General features: G+C 41.7%; 15 protein-coding genes. 3 read left to right on the top strand and 12 right to left on the bottom strand.

The genetic code is table 11. The annotated features are described in order from the left end of the window. Positions 1-23: 23 nt before the first annotated feature. From LCY76_RS11675 to LCY76_RS11635, 9 genes are all read right to left on the bottom strand, one after another. A complete protein-coding gene (locus tag LCY76_RS11675) occupies positions 24-500 on the bottom strand; it encodes a hotdog fold thioesterase (protein ID WP_248252780.1) in 477 nt (158 codons plus the stop codon). A gap of 113 nt (positions 501-613) precedes the next feature. Then, positions 614-1,435 carry a carbohydrate ABC transporter permease gene (locus LCY76_RS11670; protein WP_248252779.1) on the bottom strand — a complete coding sequence of 274 codons (822 nt, stop codon included), beginning with the start codon at positions 1,433-1,435 and terminating at the stop codon, positions 614-616. Further along, positions 1,435-2,409 (bottom strand): carbohydrate ABC transporter permease, encoded by a 975-nt coding sequence (locus LCY76_RS11665; protein ID WP_248252778.1) that lies wholly within the window; start codon positions 2,407-2,409, stop codon positions 1,435-1,437. Before LCY76_RS11665 ends, LCY76_RS11670 begins: the two co-directional genes overlap by 1 nt. A 75-nt stretch (positions 2,410-2,484) precedes the next feature. Further along, complete coding sequence (locus tag LCY76_RS11660; RefSeq protein WP_248252777.1) at positions 2,485-3,765, bottom strand: ABC transporter substrate-binding protein; 1,281 nt, start codon at positions 3,763-3,765, stop codon at positions 2,485-2,487. A 112-nt stretch (positions 3,766-3,877) separates the two neighbouring features. Then, on the bottom strand, positions 3,878-5,296 hold the full coding sequence (locus LCY76_RS11655; protein WP_248252776.1) for a response regulator: 1,419 nt from the start codon (positions 5,294-5,296) through the stop codon (positions 3,878-3,880). Next, positions 5,274-6,707 (bottom strand): sensor histidine kinase, encoded by a 1,434-nt coding sequence (locus LCY76_RS11650; RefSeq protein WP_248252775.1) that lies wholly within the window; start codon positions 6,705-6,707, stop codon positions 5,274-5,276. The genes LCY76_RS11655 and LCY76_RS11650 overlap by 23 nt, the downstream gene beginning before the upstream one ends. Continuing rightward, complete coding sequence (locus tag LCY76_RS11645; RefSeq protein WP_248252774.1) at positions 6,704-7,678, bottom strand: sugar-binding protein; 975 nt, start codon at positions 7,676-7,678, stop codon at positions 6,704-6,706. Before LCY76_RS11645 ends, LCY76_RS11650 begins: the two co-directional genes overlap by 4 nt. A gap of 269 nt (positions 7,679-7,947) precedes the next feature. After that, complete coding sequence (gene dsdA, locus LCY76_RS11640; protein ID WP_248254657.1) at positions 7,948-9,288, bottom strand: D-serine ammonia-lyase; 1,341 nt, start codon at positions 9,286-9,288, stop codon at positions 7,948-7,950. A 144-nt stretch (positions 9,289-9,432) separates the two neighbouring features. Then, the gene (locus LCY76_RS11635; protein WP_248252773.1) at positions 9,433-10,941 is read right to left on the bottom strand and encodes a M1 family metallopeptidase; all 1,509 of its coding nucleotides are present in this window, start codon (positions 10,939-10,941) and stop codon (positions 9,433-9,435) included. Between the two features lie 254 nt (positions 10,942-11,195). Here LCY76_RS11635 and cbpA point away from each other — a divergent pair, with 254 nt between their 5' ends. Together cbpA and LCY76_RS11625 are read left to right on the top strand one after the other, a co-directional pair. Continuing rightward, positions 11,196-11,849, top strand: coding sequence for a cyclic di-AMP binding protein CbpA (gene cbpA / locus LCY76_RS11630; RefSeq protein ID WP_248252772.1), 654 nt, complete (start codon positions 11,196-11,198; stop codon positions 11,847-11,849). Between the two features lie 275 nt (positions 11,850-12,124). Then, positions 12,125-12,841: a gamma-glutamyl-gamma-aminobutyrate hydrolase family protein gene (locus tag LCY76_RS11625; protein WP_248252771.1), complete on the top strand. Its 717-nt coding sequence runs from the start codon at positions 12,125-12,127 to the stop codon at positions 12,839-12,841. A gap of 34 nt (positions 12,842-12,875) precedes the next feature. Here the strand turns inward: LCY76_RS11625 and LCY76_RS11620 are convergent, their stop codons facing one another. After that, on the bottom strand, positions 12,876-14,399 hold the full coding sequence (locus LCY76_RS11620) for an FAD-dependent oxidoreductase (protein ID WP_248252770.1): 1,524 nt from the start codon (positions 14,397-14,399) through the stop codon (positions 12,876-12,878). Positions 14,400-14,683: 284 nt separating this feature from the next. After that, positions 14,684-15,334, bottom strand: a complete 651-nt coding sequence (locus LCY76_RS11615; protein ID WP_248252769.1) for a C40 family peptidase — start codon at positions 15,332-15,334, stop codon at positions 14,684-14,686. Between the two features lie 333 nt (positions 15,335-15,667). Between LCY76_RS11615 and recQ the strand changes: the two genes are divergently transcribed. Beyond that, entirely contained in the window at positions 15,668-17,788 is a 2,121-nt protein-coding gene (recQ, locus tag LCY76_RS11610; protein ID WP_248252768.1) for a DNA helicase RecQ, read from the top strand. A gap of 43 nt (positions 17,789-17,831) precedes the next feature. Here the strand turns inward: recQ and LCY76_RS11605 are convergent, their stop codons facing one another. Then, positions 17,832-18,359: a D-glycero-alpha-D-manno-heptose-1,7-bisphosphate 7-phosphatase gene (locus tag LCY76_RS11605; protein ID WP_248252767.1), complete on the bottom strand. Its 528-nt coding sequence runs from the start codon at positions 18,357-18,359 to the stop codon at positions 17,832-17,834. Positions 18,360-18,543 lie beyond the last annotated feature (184 nt).

Here is an 18,543-nt window from a genome sequence, read left to right as displayed (position 1 = left end):
TTAAAGAAAAGTAACTTCATTATTTAAAAGGATTCTGGTATTGGCTTATCCATATCTTCCACTGGAACAAAATAGTTATTCTTCCTGTAAGCTAGAGCTTCCATTGAAGCAATGAGCTCTCCTTCACTTTCCACTCTGATGTTATACCAGGATGTTCTGTAATTTTTCTTTTCTTCCACCGCAACCGCTTTCAGTTTACTGCCTGCTTTGCCTGCTGCCATAAAATTCACCGTAGTAGAAAGCCCGACTGATGTTTTGCCATATGAATTGCACGCTGCAGCAAACACGAAATCAGCCAATGCAAAAATGACAGCTCCATGTGCAGTACCATGGGAATTTAACATGTGAGGCTGAACATCTACTTCAGCTGCTGCTGATCCGGCTCCTATGTCGGTTAACTTAATGCCTAAAAATTTCGCGTACGGTTCATTTTCGAAGATCTCAAAAATTTCCTTCTTAAACGTTTGGTGAATGCGGTCTTCCGATATTTTTTGATCCATGATAACCTCCTTGAATGTCTCCACCCTTAGTATATAGAAAAGTGGGAATAGTTTAAAAATATTAGCATTAAAAAACAGCCTGCTCCCGGAAGAATCAGACTGTCCTTTCTTTATTATCCTTTAACAGAACCTGCCAAGAGGCCTTTTACAAAAAACTTACCAAGAAAAATATAGACAAGCAGCGTAGGCAACGCGGCCAATAAGGCTCCGGCCATCTGAACATTCCACTGGACAATCTGGCTCCCTGAAAGATTTTGAAGGGCTACCATGATGGGCTGCTGTGAGGAAGTTGTTATGGTAACAGCGAACAGGAACTCGTTCCATATATTGGTGAACTGCCAGATTCCTACCACAACAAAGCCAGTAATGGAGAGCGGAACAATGATATGCCGATAAATTTTAAAAATGCCAGCACCATCAATCTTAGCTGATTCTATCATTTCCTCCGGTATACTGGCGTAAAAATTTCTGAACATGAGAGTTGTAATCGGGATACCGTAAACGACATGCACAAAGATCAGACCCGGGATGGTGTTATAAAGGCCGACTTCTCGCAAAAATTGAATAAGAGGAATCAATATGCTCTGATAGGGGATAAACATCCCGAATAAAATGGCGGTGAAAATCCAGTCAGCTCCTTTAAACTTCCACTTGGAAAGCACGTATCCATTTAACGATCCTAAAAGTGCGGACAAAAGAGTGGCCGGAACCACGAGATAAATACTATTCATAAAATTGGGAGAAAGTCTTTCAAACGCCTGCTGATAACTGCTGAAATCAAGCGAATGCGGAAGCTCCCACATTTGGGACAGCGTAATCTGATCAAGCGATTTTAAGCTCGTAATCAGCATGACATAGACGGGCATAAGATAGAAAAGACTCATGATGATCAGCAATGCATAGAGCAGGGACCGATAAACTGAGCGGACAGCCATCACGATTCACCCTTTCTGCTTGAAATAAGATAAGGCACGATAAAGATTGCAACGGTCACAAGCATGATGATGGAAATGGCTGCACCGTTAGCATAATAGTTGCCCCTGAACGTCGTCTCAAACATATAGACACCTGGAACATCGGTAACAAAGTTGGCACCGGGCCCGGTCATGGCGTAAATTAAATCAAAAATTTTTAACGAAATATGAGCCATGATGATGATCACACTCACGGTAATCGGAGCAACAATTGGAAAAATGATTTTACGGTAGATCTGAAATTCGGAAGCCCCATCCATTCGTGCAGCCTCTCTGATTTCTTCCGGGATGGCTCTCAATCCTGCTAAATACATAGCAACCGAAAAACCGGTCATCTGCCAGGCTGCGGCAATAACCACTGCGACGACAGCTACAGGAACCCCAAACTGAATTTTACCCCATTCCACTCCAGGAACAATTTTTACTGAAGTATACCAAAGGGAATCCATGCCGAGTTTTTTCAAAAAGAGATTCACACCTGTTGCCGGATTTAACAGCCACTGCCAGATGACACCCGTAACAACAAAAGAGAGGGCCATAGGAAAAAAGAAAATATTTCGGAAAAGCCCTTCCCCCCGTATCTTTTGATCAAGAAATACCGCAAGCAACAATCCCATCACTAGAACGGAAAGAATAAAAAATACCGTAAAGAATAGAGTATTCCTCAAATCAGCTTGAAATCGAAAGTCTTTAAACAGGAAAATATAATTTTTGAACCCTGCAAATGACAGATCGGGAACAAGCGAGTTCCAGTTGGATAAAGAAACATAGCCCGACCATGCGATGAATCCGTAGACAAACACTCCTACTGCTAAAATGGATGGGAGTATAAAAACAAAAGACAACAGGTGATCTGCATTTCGTTTTCTCCGTTTCTTTGCTGAAACGGCTAATGAAGAGCCTGATTGAAGTGGAGGCAATATTTTTGGTTCCATTCAACCGTTCCTCCTTAATTTTAGTTGATAGTAAGAAAAGAGGAAGAGATGTCCTCCTCCTCTTTTTCTCAATCCTTACTTTTTCAGTTCACTGCTTGCTTGGTTTAAAGAATCGATTAGCTGGTCCACATTCTTTTGCGTAACAAAAATGTTGACCGCCTGGTTCGCTTTTGTAACAAATCCTTCAGGAGCGGCTGAACCATGTGCCAGACTAGCAGCCAGCTTCGCCTCTTTAAATTCTTTAATCGTCTGTTTTCCGTATTCATCATACTTGGAGACATCCGCGTCTGTTCTTGCTGGTATTGAACCTTTTAATGGATTAAAGGCATCCTGGCCTTCAACTGAGCCTAAAACAGATAAGAACTGCTTTACATCCTTTGCATTCTTCACGCCTTTAGGAAGCCCAAACGTATCAGTGATGATCATAAACTGATTTTCTGTGCCAGGTGTCGGCACCCACCCGAAGTCTTCGTTTACTTTAAGCTTAAGATCATTCACAAAATACCCTTTGGCCCAGTCTCCCATGATGTTCATTGCTGCATCGCCCTTGGCGACCATCTGAGAAGCATCCTGCCAGTTTCTTGAACTATGATCTGAATTAATGTAAGAAAGCATTTTTTTATACGTTTCTGCCGCCTTCTTCACTTTTGGGTCATCAAACTTCATTTCGCCTTTCCACAATTTCTGATAGTCCTCATTTCCCAATGTTCCAAGAAGGACGTTTTCAAAAATCATAGTGGCTGTCCAAGGCTCTTTATCCCCCAAGGCAAGAGGTGTTATTCCTTTTTTCTTTAACTGGTCAGCTACTTTGAAAAATTCATCAAACGTTTTTGGAGCCTGAAGGTTATTTTCAGTGAAGATTTTCTTGTTGTACCAGAGAACGTTTCCGCGGTGGATATCTACTGGTACAGAGTAAATTTTTCCGTCTTTGCTGACCATGTCAATCAGCTGCTTAGGAAACTTGTCATTCCACCCCTCTTTGTCATACAGATCATTCAAAGGCTCCATCTTCCCTGCTGCGACCCATCCGTCGTTCAGTTCAGAACCGCCATGCACCTGGAAAGTAGCAGGTGGATCATTCCCCTGCATTCGGCTTGCCAATACTGCTTTGGCATTCGTTCCTGCTCCACCGGCTACAGCCGCGTTCTCGATTGGGATCTCAGGATTTTTTTCTTTAAATAGTTTAATAAGAGCTTTTAATCCGTCCTCTTCACCGGCACCTGTCCACCAGCTGAAAATCTCCAGCTTGCCTGAGCTTTTCTTTTGGTCAGCCTGCCCTGAACTTGATTGGCTGCTGCATGCTGACAGGATCAGACTGAGAGTCAGTACAGCATAAATCCATACGTTCTTTTTCAAGTGAACCTCCCCCTTCATTTGCGTTGTTACCGCTTACATTATCAGTATAAAAAGGATTTGCAGGTTCTTGTTTCCCAATTTTCTGTACTTTTTTATCTTTATCTTCACTTTTTTATGATTTGGCTTGCTCTGCTTTTTGCCGGATATATTGCTTGGGCGAAAGAAGATGCTGCTTCTTAAACACGCGGCTGAAATAGTTCGGATCTTTATAGCCGACCATATAACAGATCTGCTTCAGACTGTACTGCTTTTGATTTAGCAGTTTCATTGCTTTGCGAAGGCGGACCTCGGTAAGAAATTCGATGAACGTCATGTCGGTTTCTTCTTTAAACAGTTTTGTAAAATAGGTCGGGCTCAAACCCGACATTTCAGCAACCTGTTCCAGGGAAATTGCTTCGTGGTAGTGATCATCGATATATTTCTTTGCGAGCTTAACCGGATCGTAGGTCTCCTTGTCCTCATTGATTTTCCTGCAAACGTTTCTGATCAATTCTCCCCAAGCATTTCTATTTTCAGGGTAGGACAAATCACTGACGTCTATTTCTTCCTGAACCATTCTTTCCCTGAGTAAAATGTATAAATCCATCAATTGAAAAGATGACAGTTTTTTTCCCAGCATACTTTTCGCTCCAGAAGGATTGTTGCTGAAAATGGCCCCAACAATCTCATCCGGTCCAGGATCTCTTGTAGGATCCACTTCAGAATAATGAGCAAAGCGCCCGCCGTTTTGTTTTTTCAGGAAATATACAGTCTTAGCCGCTTCCTCATAGGAGTGCCTGATTTCTTTCAAATCCGTATAGCTTTTGCCCACTCCCATCCATAATTTCTCAAAGATTTCAGACTGCAGCCTCTTTGCCAGCTGCAAAGAATCATTTATTGGATTGCTCTTGTGGCTCATAAACAGCAAAACGAGCTGATTTCCATAAGGAAGTGAAATAAACGGAAATGGTGATCTTTTATTAAGCACAGAAATCACTTGCTCTGACGGAATGCTTTTTTCACATTCAATGACAGAAATAAAGGAATTCTGCATATTTGGAAATAAAACAGCTAATTGCTCGAGAACAGAATCGGTCTGCTCATATTGCAGAATCTTTAATAGAATATTTTCTAAAACAATCTCTGCTGTAGCAGAATAGCGGCTTTGCTTATCTTGTTCTTCAGAAATGGATTGGCACACTCTTTGAATTGCATGGACGGTTTCTTCAGCTGTACTGGGCTTTAACAAATACTCTCTTATCCCCTCCTTCATCGCTTCTTTTGCATATTGAAAAGATTCATAGGCAGTTACCATGATAAATTGCATGGCGGGGTTCTGTTTTTTGATGACTTGAATGGCTTCAATTCCATTTAAACCGGGCATTTTAATATCCATCAGCATAAAATCAGGTTTGTATTTTCTGGCCATTTCAATGGCTAATCTACCATTGGAAGCTTCCCCTGCAATGGTCATATACGGAAAGTGATCTTCGATTATTCTTCGTAATGCTTTCCGTTCCAGGCTTTCATCATCCGCTATGATTACTTTCAACTGAAGCCGCCTCCTTTTGGGGAAATATAAGCCTAACCGATGTACCATTCCCAGGGCTTGAATTGATCTTTACAAGGTGATCAGATTGATAGAAAAGCGCCATCCGTCTCATGACATTTTCCAGACCAATGCCTGTTGAATGGCCCACATGAACTGATCCTGTCTGTTTCCTTAATGCACCGGCAGGCATTCCTGCTCCATTATCTTTTACTTCTGCTATGATTTTTTCACCTTCTGCATAGATGGCCAAGAAGATCTCTCCCCCCTCCTCCATGCTTTCGACACCATGAATAAACGCATTCTCAACGAGAGGTTGAAGAATCAGTCTTGGAACCAAGATGTTCGTACAATCTTCATCAATGTTCGTGTGAAACGCGATCCGGTCGGAAAACCGCGTCTGCTGAATATGAAAATACTCAATGACTACCTTTGCCTCTTCACGCAAGAGGACGGATTGATTAATATCATTCAGGCTGTATCGAAGGAGCGTGGAAACAGAATGAATGAGTTTTGACGTCTCCTCTGCCTGCTCAAAATAAGCCATCCTTGAGATGGTATTCAATGTGTTAAATAAAAAATGAGGATTGATTTGATTCTGAAGGTGTTTCAGCTCCAGTTCTTTAAGCAGGGAATCGAGCTCGGACTTTTCTTCAATCTCAGAGATGTACTGACGTATGTTTTTGCGCATCAGATTGAAGGTTTCACCGAGCAGTTTCAGCTCATCGTTGGACTGGATCAGTACGGGCTTCCCATCAAGCTTTCCGGCAGATACTTCTGATGCAGCTTTCGATAAAATTTGGACTGGTTTGTTGATTCCTCTGGAGAACCAAAGGGCAAAAAAGATGGCAAGAAGCACGGTCGTATTAAATAAAAACAAAGTAAACCACTTGAATGATTCATTTCTCTTTTCAAGGTGTGCATAAAAAGATTGATAATCCGTCAGTTCAAGATCGATCAGTGACAATGTTGTGTCTTGAAGATATGAAGACGTGTTCCGCGCTTCCTTTAAATGCAATGAGTACTGATCGATATCATCCTGAATGGCAAATCCGATCGATAACTCGCATTCTTGTATTAAGGTTTGGACCATATGGATATAAGTTTTCAGCTGAATATTGTCAAACCCCTTCTGATCCTGTTGAAGCAATCCTGTCTTTTCGTTTAGTTGATACCGTACTCTATGAAACTCAGTAATCACTTTTTTGTTTCGTTCAACCACATACTGATTTGCTTTATCGTACAGCTGGTCAGAAGTCTGTGAGATCTCGTTGAGGAGCAAAAATTGCTTAAATCGAGAATCATACTCTAACAAAAAGGAACGGCTGCTGAAAAAAATGGAGATGGAAACTACGTTAAAAAGAATGACAAACACAAAAAAATAGAGTAACAGCTTGCTGCGGATTGTTTTCATCTTGAGGCCCTCCACAACAAAGTTGGTTTCGTTTTTTTGATGATATCCGTTTTTGTATATTGAAGCGGTGGCGGAAGCTTTCCTATTTTCAGCGACAGAAGAGTTCGGACAGCCTTTTCTCCCATCTGATAGGGATACTGGCCGACTGTTGCATTAATTTGTTCATTCCTGATAAGCGCCATGGTTTCGGGCAAGGTATCAAAAGAAATAATGTAAGGTTTTCTCTTGCTTTGATATTGTGAAGTGACCTGGCTGATTCCAATGCCGTCCAAAGCACTCGTACCAAAAAAAGCAGTAATATCCGCATCGTTCTTGAGTAATTCATAGGTAGCTTGCAGTGCACCACTTTTTGTGATGTTCGATTCTTGAATGCCGGTGACCTGGATTCTTTTATGTTTAGCAAGAACGTCTTCAAATCCTTTTACCCGCAGCTGCTGATTGGACGCATCAAGCCGTCCAGTAACAATTCCTACATTTTGTTTACCTTGTGTATTCTTCACCAATTCTTCTCCTGCAAGCTGGCCGGCCCTGTAATTGTCAGAACCTACATAGACCTGGCGTTCACTGCCCGGAGCATCGGTGTCAACGGTTATGAGTGGGATTCCTTTTTGTACAGATTTATTGACGAGGTAGTTAAACTTTTCACTGGATAGTCCCTGGGTCATTATCCCATCGACCTTGCCTGCTATGGCTTTATCGATTAAGGTAAGCTGTTCTTCGTTGTTTGCCTGCTTGGGTCCGATATAGTCCAAATGAATATGACGTTTATCCGCTTCTGCTTTTGCTCCTTTTTCTACAAGCCGCCAATATTCATTATCTATTTCCTCTGAGATCAGGACAAAATGATAAAGATATTTCGATGTTTGTGCAGCTGAGGGCTTTACCTGAAACGTTTCCCTTCCGAAAAACAGCATATAACCCGCGTTTAAAAAGAAGATGGCTGTAAATATGGAAAGACCTATTTTTTTCAATCCCAAAGAACCCCTTTTGTAAGCGTTTTTATGTTTATCATAATGGATTGTAAAAAGATTGAATAGACCGATTTCCGGAAGATAAAGGAAAAGCCAGCCTCTTAGCGGGCTGGCTTGTTTGTTGTTTTTGAAAATATACCTCGGGCAATGATTGAAAAAATCAGGAAACTGAGATAGGCAAGCAAAGAACAAACTCTTTCAAAAAGAGGAGTTGTTTTATCCCGTTTCTTCCCTGTCTGTCTAAAATTTACTCCCTGTCTTTTATGAACCTAACTTCTGCTTCCCATTTGATAGTAGTTTGACATTACTTCATCAGGCACCATGCTGCCGCCAGTTGCCCATATGATATGAGTTGCTTTTTCCATTTTTTCCGCCAGGTGATGTTTCTTGAGATAACCTGTGCCTTCACTGGTCTTTAAAAGTCTGGTAGGTCCAGCTGCACCGGCTAAGGCGGAGGGCTCGAGAGATTGCTTCTCAGAGTCGGAAATATGTCGAAGAAGCCTGAACAGTTCTCCGTCCGTTATCGTATAAATACCGCTTAAATACGGTTCGATGAATTTCCCGACAAAGCCGGAAGGACGGCCGACTGCCAAACCATCAGCTGCTGTATCATTGGTTAAGCCAAAGTCAAATACGGATACCTCTTCATGAAGGCCTGTCAACATCCCTATAAGCATGCAGGGAGATTGTACCGGTTCAGCAAAAAAGCAGTGGACATTCTCCTTAAACAAAACTTTTAATCCGTACCCCACTCCCCCTGGACCTCCGCCTACTCCGCAAGGGAGGTAGACAAATAAAGGATGATCTTGGTCCACAGGAATTCCTTGTTCTTGCAGCTGCTTTTTTAATCGCAGGGCAGCTACAGCGTAACCTAAGAAAAGAGTAGTCGAATTCTCGTCATCAATAAAATAGCACCTCTTGTCGAGTTCGGCCTGTTTCCTTCCCTCCTCAACGGCTAAGCTGTAATCCGCATGATATTCGATGACTTCGACTCCTTTGCTTCTTAAAAGGATTTTCTTCCATTCTTGTGCATCACCCGACATGTGGACGGTTACGTTAAAACCTAATTTCGCACTCATTATTCCTATGCTCAGCCCTAAATTTCCGGTAGAGCCTACAGCAATGGAATATTGGGAAAAGAGCTGTGTAAACGGTTCTTCCGCAAACTTTGCATAGTTCTCGTCCCTCGTTATCAACTGATGTTGAAGAGCCAATTCTTCAGCATGCTTCAACACTTCATAGATGCCGCCTCTAGCTTTGATCGATCCTGAAATAGGAAGGTTGCTGTCGCATTTTAATAACCACTTCCCCGGATGCATCAAATCTTCTTTATCTGTTATTATTTTTTGAAAATCCGGTATTTCAAGCAATGGTGATTCAATAATTCCGTTTGTTTCCTGCGTTTCAGGAAAAGCTGCTGAAAGATATGGAGCAAACCGTTGAAGCCTCGCTTCAGCTTCCTGAATATCTGCTAAGGTGATCGTTTCAGTTTCCGGTCTATGATTATCGGAATATCCCGGATTACACCAAAACACTTCTTCCCCGTCAGAAACTTTACTCAATAAAGGGTATTTATTTACGTAATGTTTAATCGTTTCTTCTTTAAGCATTTTGCTAGTTTCCACAAGATCATCTCCCTCTTTAACTTCTCTCTCCAATTGTAACACGGCCAATTTCATTGTTTTAGATCATGTAGTAAAAGACCATGAAAAAGCCGGCTCAATACCGAGCCGGCTAGTTGCAATGAGGTTGCTCTATTCTTGATCTGAAACATAAACACGGTGATCTTTAAAGAACTCTCCAAGATCTTTCCCGGTTTCTCTTTCCATGATGGTGACGAAATCTTTTGTCGTCGTCACGCCAAACTTCTTCTCTTTAAAGTAGGCTTTCATTGCAGAGTAGAATGCTTTGTCCCCTACTTTTAGACGGAGATCATTAAGTGTGCGGGAACCGTAGCCATAGATCATTTGGTAGTAAGCGTTAATCCCTGAATCACCGTCCGCTGTAAATGTTGAGACTGGAGAAGAAAGATGGTAATTCTTATTTGGTACGGCTGGTGTGGTGAGCTGATTTAACTCATTATCATATAAAGCCGCGGAAAATGTTGCAAAAGATTCATCCAGCCAAGGCTCATCATATTCGTTATCTCCAATAATTCCATAGAACCATTGATGGCCGATCTCATGCGCAGTCACGGATTTCACCCATTCTTGAGAGCGTTGTCCTGCAATACTGATCATGACGAGCTGAGGGTATTCCATTCCGCCGAACCAGCCTTCCATTCCGACAATATCAAGCTCAGGCCATGGATAGGTCCCAAAATGATCACTGAACAGATCGATGCTCTTCAGTCCGGATTGCAGCATTGAATCGGCATAGGCCGCTTGTTCAGCTGTATAGTAAACATTGATTTTTACGTTGTTGACCATCCCTTTTTTGACCTTGTAGGTAGGATCCATCTCCATGGCAAAATCTCTGACATCATGGGCTTTGTAGCGGTGTACAGCAAGGTTTCCATTCGTTTGCGGTTTCCCTGCCTCTGTTCCAGAGGCTGCGATGACTTGGTTTTTGTCAGTGGTCACCGTAACATCATAGTCTCCAGTTAAAGAATAAAAGGACTCACCGGCATGAAAGTAAGGATCCACATTCCAGCCTTCCTTGTCATATACAGCAAGAATCGGGAACCAGTTTCCTAATGATACGGTATTTTTGAACCAGCCGAAGCGGTCCTGCTGCTCTGGAACCTTTACCGTAAAATTCATGCTGACAGAGGCTGACTTATCCTTTTTAATTTTAACCGAAGGAATATGCAGCGCAGTTCCATCAACGTTATATACCGCACGTTTTCCATCCACTTTTACATTGCTGACGTCCATGCTGCCTCCATTTTCCGCAAACATGTCGGCATTGCCCCAAAGATTGAAATAAAGTTCATTTAAGTTTTCCTTCAAGTTGTTTTTAAACTTTACAGAAAGCTTCCCGCAAATTTGATGCTTCGCTGTGTCATAGAACACGTTCATCTTATAACTAGGTTTGGAAGGGCCCATCACATTTAAGCGGCTGTTTTGTTTCGAAAGGCTTTGAAAAGGAGCTTTTGGCGTCTGACTGTATTTTTGGATGGGTTGGTAGCCGCCTTTCAATACATGCGGCGGAGAGATGGTTCCTTTACCTTGAGCAGCTGCTGCAGCGGACCCGGTAAACAAACCTGCTGCAAGCAAGGCAGCTGTTGTCATCGTAACGGCTTTTTTTGCTGGTTTTCTCATGATATATCCTCCTTTGGTTAACTGCCTTACCTATTTCTGGATACCAAAGTGTGACTCCTTGCAACAAAAGGACGAATCATTCGACACGTATAAAGTGAATAAAGGTAATATTTTCCTGGGTCTAATGGCTGAAATTGTAAAAATCATAATTTTTTGATAATATTTTCGGTATATCAAACGTTTGAAAAAAGGTATGGCGCAAATAATGACGAAACTAGTAAGGATAAACGCATTCTATTCATAGGGGGTCAAAAATGAAGATTAAATCAAATTACATACCAAAAACGAAAGTAACATACGTCACAGAGAATACATCGATCAGCGAGAGCAGAAGACAGCTCATTCAGTCAGGATACCGCTGTATTCCCGTTCTTGATGAAAAAGAGGAAAAGTTTCGGGGGCTGATCTATAAAGAAACAACGTCCGATTATATCATTGATGAAGCAGGCTCTACATCTGAACCTGTGAGCAAGCTGATTCAGGATGAGGAAAGCTATGTGTATGAGAATACGCCATATTTTAAAGTTTTGTTTTCTATCCGGCGACTTCCTTTCATGGCTGTTATTGATCAAAATGGCTTTTTTCAAGGAATCGTTACCCATTCAAAGGTGATGGATATTCTTGAAGATTCCTATGGCATAAAAAAAGGGGGATATTCGCTCACTGTCTCCACTACAGAAGGGAAAGGATCATTGAAAAAACTGTTTTCTTCTATAAATGATGAATATAATATTGAAGGAGTTTTCACTCAGGATGCGGGGAAGCAATTCGTGCGCCGGATCGTTATTACCCTTAACCGCTCTGTAACAAAAGATGAAGTGGAGCAGCTGATGCATAAGATTGAGCACAGCGGGTTTAAAGTAGCAGAAATAGAAGATTTAAGAGAGTTTGAGAATGCAATTCTATAAGCAAGACGATAAGAAAGACGCATGATATCAATCATGCGTCTTTTATCTGCTACGGATGATGGATAAGGGGTATACCGATTGCTCTTTATTATCAATAAAAATACTTTGAACATTGCCGATTTCATCCCCTGCTGCGCCAAAATTATGACCCATTTGATTGAGCTTCGCAACAGCCGCCTCAGGAATCCCTTTTTCCCTGCCTTCTTATTTGTAAACGTAATCATCAAATGGGGCATACTGGAAAGACACAGATAATGCCTGAAAGGATTAATGCTATGAAAAAAGCCTCGCCCATGATCATGATTACAGTATCAAGTGCTGAACATAATGGAAACCAAAGCTCTATTTTACACCGTAAATACAGTGACGCAATTATCCAAGCGGGTGGGCTTCCCGTTTTGCTGCCATCCGTAAACAAAGGGTTAACAAAACAAATGATTTTGAAGTGTGATGGGATTGTACTGCCTGGAGGAGATGATGTAGATCCTTTCTTCTATCAGGAGCATCCAACGCCGGAGCTTGGCATCGTAAACAGGACGCAGGATGAATTTGAAATCCAAGCTGTAAGGTTAGCTGAACAAAATAAAAAGCCGCTCTTAGGCATATGCCGCGGAATGAACATTATCAATGTTGCCTTAGGAGGAACACTGATTCAGCACATTCCTGCTGAAACTGAAAAGCCGGTTAAACATAAGCAAGAGGCGCCAAGAAAGGTTCCCACCCATGAGGTTTCGATCAAGAAGAGTTCGTCCCTTTACGAACTTACAGGAACTCCTGCGCTTCAAGTCAACAGCTTTCATCATCAATCCGTAAAATCTGCAGCTCCGCCTCTTCTGCCCTGTGCATTTGCACCGGATGGAATCGTGGAAGCCATTGAAAGCAGAAACAAAGACCATTTTATCCTGGGTGTTCAGTGGCATCCAGAAGAGCTGACAGCTTCCCCTGAAATGATGAGCATATTTCAAGCTTTAATTGCCGCAGCAAAAAAGTGACTCCCGAAAAAAAAGGAGCCACTTTTTATTTTGTCTATTGATCCAGCTTTTCCAGCGGTTCGGTCGCCGGGCCTTCAAGTACCTCACCCTCAAACGAGAAGCGTGATCCATGGCACGGGCAGTCCCACGAGCGTTCGGCGTTGTTCCACTCCACCTCGCATCCGAGATGTGTGCAGGTGGTATCGAGTACATAGAGCTTGCCCTCTTTATCTTTGTACGCTCCTGCTCTTTTGCCATTGTACGTGACTGCTGCCCCTTCATCCGGTGATAGATCTCCTGGGGTTTTATCCGGCATCTCCAGTTTGCCTTCGATCAGGTGCTTGGCAACATCGGCATTCTCTGTAACCATTGTTTTCAGGCTTGGATAAGCCTTGAACCTTGAGGGTGTAAAGACGTCGGCATACGGATTCTTCTTTTCTAAAATCAGATCTTTTATGAGCAAACCTGCCGCCGTTCCATTCGTCATTCCCCACTTGCGATATCCTGTAGCCACCAGGATATTTTCATGGTGGGCGGTAATCGGACCGATGTAAGGGATTTTATCTAATGTTATTAAGTCCTGTGCAGACCAGCGATAAGGGATCTCGGATACACCTATCACCTTTTCACTGAATGCTTCCAAGGCTTCATAGTGCTTGCTTGTGCACATTCCCTGTCCTGTTTGATGGCTTTCACCGCCAACGATGATTAATTTCTCACCATTGTAATTCGTGTATCTTAAAGAACGGGTCGGACTGTCAGCACTTAAATACATCCCGCCTGGATAATCACTTTCCGTCTTAACACCAATCGCATATGAACGTTCTGCGTGCATTCTTGCAAAATAAAACCCGGCTCCATCGAAAAAAGGAAAGTGAGAAGCAATTACAGCATGTCTGCAGGTAATTTTATAACCGTCTTTTGTTACGACTCGAGGGCGATTTCCAGTTTCAACATCAACTGCGGTGGTATTTTCAAAGATTTTGCCGCCGTTCTTTGTAATCTCCTGTGTGAGTGCGGCCAGATACTTAACCGGATGAAATTGTGCCTGATTTTTCATCGAAACGGCTCCTCGCACAGCCATATCCAACGCGATGCTCTCAGAGTATTCACTGCTGATGTTCAGCTTTTTGTAGGCATCATATTCCTTTTGAACCTGTTTAAGATAGGTTTCCGATTCTGCATAGATGATGGCGTCTTCTTCGGAAAAATCGCAGTCAATCTGGTGGTCGTTGATCATGGATCTGATAAAATTCAGAGCACCGTTGTTTGCTTCATAATAGAGCCTCGTTTGTTCTACTCCAAAATGCTGAATTAACTCATCATAGATGACGCCATGCTGGCTCGTTATTTTTGCGGTTGTATGGCCCGTTGTCCCATTTAATATTTTACTTCCATCCAGAAGGATTACTCTCAGCCCTTCCTTCGACAAAAGATAAGCAGTTGTGATTCCTGTTATTCCTCCTCCTATAACCACTGCATCTGCTTCTAAATCGGTTGATAAAGTTTCATATCCCTGTACTTGGCAGGAATCTTTCCAGTAGGATTCTGAAAAATCGGGCAGTTTACTGTTTTTCATGATAAAAAAATCCCTCCTCTTTTCTTCCTATATTTCCCTCTTGTTCTATTTTCATGTGGATTTTGATTAATTATATAAATAAAAGGCTTTGTTAAAGCATATTGTTGATTTTCTACCATATTGGACACCGCAAACTGATGCTTAAAAGCGCCCTCAAGTCTGTTTCTCCAATAAAATTTCAGAAGGCGGTTCAATCACACCCCACCAAAAATCAACAACAACATTGACAAACAGGGCTAAATAAAAAAAGCCAGAACAACAGTGACGTTGTTCTGGCTTATCCCTTAAATTCGTTTTGCCCCTAAATACCGGGGTGCCCAATATGTATTACTCATGGAAGCTATACTGACTCCATTTGATGAAGTAGCGGAAATAAACTGGTTGTTTCCAATATAGATACCGACATGTGAAGCACCGGTCTGATAAGTTTCAAAGAAAACCAAATCTCCGGCGCTTAGAGTAGTAACCTTTGTTCCTACTTTATAAATATCTGCAACCGTTCTTGGCAGTGTGATTCCCGCCGATTTTTGAAAAACATAGTCGACATATCCGCTGCAGTCAAAGCCTGAAGTTGTCGTACCACCCCACACATAAGGTACACCTAAGTAAGTTTTAGCAGTGGAAACAAGTTGAGTTTTGCTATAGGACGGATAGATTCCCAGCGCCTTAAAGGTGGCCGGCCCTGCAACTCCGTCAGCAGTAAGCCCTTTTGATTTTTGAAAGCTTTTCACAGCATTCACTGTATATGTACCAAAATAGGTTGTAGTCGTGCTGTACGTAAAGTAACCCTTCGTTTTTAACGTTTGCTGCAAATCTTTTACTTCTGTATGAGTCATTCCGTATTTTAACGTATGATCTCCCAGTGCTGCCTGTCCCACTAAAGGATTTGCAGTTAAAATGCCTGCAATTCCCAACCCCATAAGTAATCTTTTCAAGTTGCTCTTTCCCCCTAAAATTTTCTTGCGATACCAATAAATTAATAATATAAAATATTTATAACAAAAGTATTTTAGGGAGATTACAATAATATTACAAAATACTATTTTATTCATCTATTTCTAACAAAAAACTATATTTGATAGATTATCCATTAGAGGAAAGTACTTGATATTGTTATTTTAGAAAGCATACAGTAGAACTCTGTTTTTCTTTTGTTATTTACAGCAGGTTTTTCAGGATTGATGTATAATTAAGCATTGTTCCGTTTTTTTTAGCACTTTGTAAAATCCTTTTTTTCTATTCTTTCTTTTGTTCAGAAAGGAGATTGTATGTTTAATTTAGCTCAACAAATTTTAGAAAGACATTTTGGCTATTCTTCATTTCGGCCAGGACAAGAACAAGTGATCAAGAGCATCTTCCAGCATAAGAATACATTGGGGATCATGCCTACAGGGGGAGGAAAATCCATTTGCTATCAGGTTCCTGCAATGCTGCTCAATGGAGTGACCCTGGTTATCTCTCCCCTTATTTCGTTGATGAAGGATCAGGTAGATTCCCTTGAGAATGCTGGAATTCCTTCTACATATATTAATAGTTCACTATCTGACGAAGACATTCAGGACAGGATACAACAAGCGGCAAACGGTGCCTATCAGTTGATTTATGTTGCGCCTGAACGGCTGGAGTCCATGGCATTCAGACGTCTCATAGGAAAAATGAATATATCCATGATCGCCATCGATGAGGCGCATTGTATTTCTCAATGGGGCCATGACTTCCGTCCAAGTTATTTGCGTATCAAAGATATGCTGGCTTCACTTCATCCGCGGCCTGTAATCGTCGCCTTGACGGCTACAGCCACCAAGGAAGTAACAAAAGATATCTGCCGGCTGTTAGACATTCAGCCAGAAAACACGTTTGTTACGGGTTTTGCACGGAATAATTTAACGTTTTCTATTATTAAAGATGAAGTTAAACGTGAATACCTGCTTCGATATGTAAAGAAAAACAGTTCAAATTCTGGCATTATATATGCTTCGACTAGAAATGAAGTCGATCAGCTTCATAGTTTTTTAAAGAAAACTGGTTTTACTGTTTCAAAATATCATGCCGGCCTTTCCGAAGAGGAAAGACGGGAATCACAAAATCAATTTATTTTTGATGATACGGCAATCATGGTAGCTACAAATGCTTTTGGAATGGGGATCAATAAAACGAATGTCCGCTATGTCATTCATTACAATCTTCCCCGCAATCTTGAAGCCTATTATCAGGAAGCGGGGCGTGCGGGCAGAGACGGTGAACCAAGTGAGTGTATTCTATTCTTCTCCGCACGGGATGTCCAGCTTCAGAAATTTTTAATAGAACAAGGAACGATGGATGAAGCAAGGAAAGGAAATGAATACAAAAAGCTTCAGTTTATGACAGACTATTGCCATACTGAACAATGCCTGCAGGGTTTTATTGTCGAGTACTTTGGAGATGAGGAATCCGCTGATTGCGGGAAATGCGGAAATTGTACCGACCAGCGTGAGCAAACGGACATTACCACTCAAGCGCAAATGGTTTTCTCCTGTGTGAAACGCATGAATCAGCGGTTTGGAAAAACAGCAGTCGCACAAGTGCTGAACGGATCGAAAACAAAGCGAATACAAGAGCTGGGGCTTACCACTCTAACGACGTATGGATTAATGAAAAACCGGCCTCAAAAAGAAATTATGCAGCTTATTGATTATCTGACAGCGGAAGGCCTCCTTCAGTTATCCGATAGCCAGTACCCTGTCCTTATGCTGGCACCCAGAGCACTGTTTGTGTTAAAGGGAGAAGAAAAGGTTTTTCGAAAAGAGAAACGGAAATCGATTACCAGCTTTACTGAAAATAACGAGCTCTTTGAACATCTGAGGAACTTGCGTAAGGAACTGGCAGATCAGGAAAACGTACCTCCATATGTCGTTTTTGCGGATAGTGCCCTAAAGGAAATGAGCGAAAAAGTTCCGGGTAATGAAGAAGAAATGCTGGAGATTAAAGGCGTCGGAAAAGTGAAATTTGACCGTTATGGCCAGATTTTCCTGGACACACTTAAGGAATTCACTGCTTCAGCAACTGCTGCAGCGGAAATGGAGAGTTCATCAGATTCTCCAAAAAAGGACAGCCATTTGGATACTTACGCACTCTTTCAAGAAAATCAGCCTATTACTGATATCGCCAAAACGCGGAATCTTTCGGTGCAAACAGTAGAAAACCATCTTCTCCGTTGTGCAGAGGAAGGAATACCGCTAAACTGGGAAAGAATTATCCCGGCTGACCAAGAAGCCATGGTCTTAAACGCTATTGATCATCTTGGAAGTGAAAAGTTGAAACCATTGAAGGAAGAACTTGGGGAAGAAGTTTCCTATTTTACAATAAAAGCGGTCATTCAAAAAAATAAAAGACAGCTGGTTCATAAGTAGATGTCTGTGTAAAAGTAAAGAACGCTCTAGAAATGAGCGTTCTTTACTTTTTTTCACGAGATCGGATATGATCGGCTGCTTCTAACAGATGGATTGCCAAGAAATCAGCTTTTCCTATTTCCCCGCCAATTTTTATAGTGGTGACACCGGCTTTCCTTCCTGCTTCAATATCTGTTTCGCGATCCCCGATCATATAACTCTTCGTGAGATCAATATCGTACCGATCTGCCAGGTCCAATATCATTCCAGGGCTGGGTTTTCTGCAGGAGCATCCTTCTTTCGGCTTGTGGCAGCAATAAGCGATATCTTTTATCACACCACCTGCATTTTCCACTTCTAACACCATTTTATCGTGAATTTTCTTTAGCGTTTTTTCCTGGAGGAATCCAAGCCCAACTCCCCCTTGATTCGTTACAACAAATAAATGAAACCCCATTTCGGTCAGTTCTCTTAATCCTTCAAGAGCGCCCTTTAGAAAATAAAAGTTGCTGGGATGATTAACATGTTTGACTCTTGACGTCATAACTTCATTAATCACACCGTCCCTGTCAATAAATACAGCTTTAGTCATTCCTGTCGATCCTTTCTTTTTAAAATAATTTGCTCGCTTATTTGCGGCCGAGGAATCCTTTTGTGTTCATAAGCTTATAATAAGCAGCATTTCAAAGAAATTTGTTACAGATGGGCTGTTTATTTGAATAGGTATTGCATTGCCTATTGGTCATTATTGACGAAGCAGCAAGCATTCAAATTGT

The organism is Fictibacillus marinisediminis (genome assembly GCF_023149135.1).
Classification (GTDB): Bacteria; Bacillota; Bacilli; order Bacillales; family Fictibacillaceae; genus Fictibacillus_C; species Fictibacillus_C marinisediminis.
The sequence above is the reverse complement of the archived record's forward strand: the minus strand, read 5'-3'. Positions and strand labels throughout refer to the sequence as shown.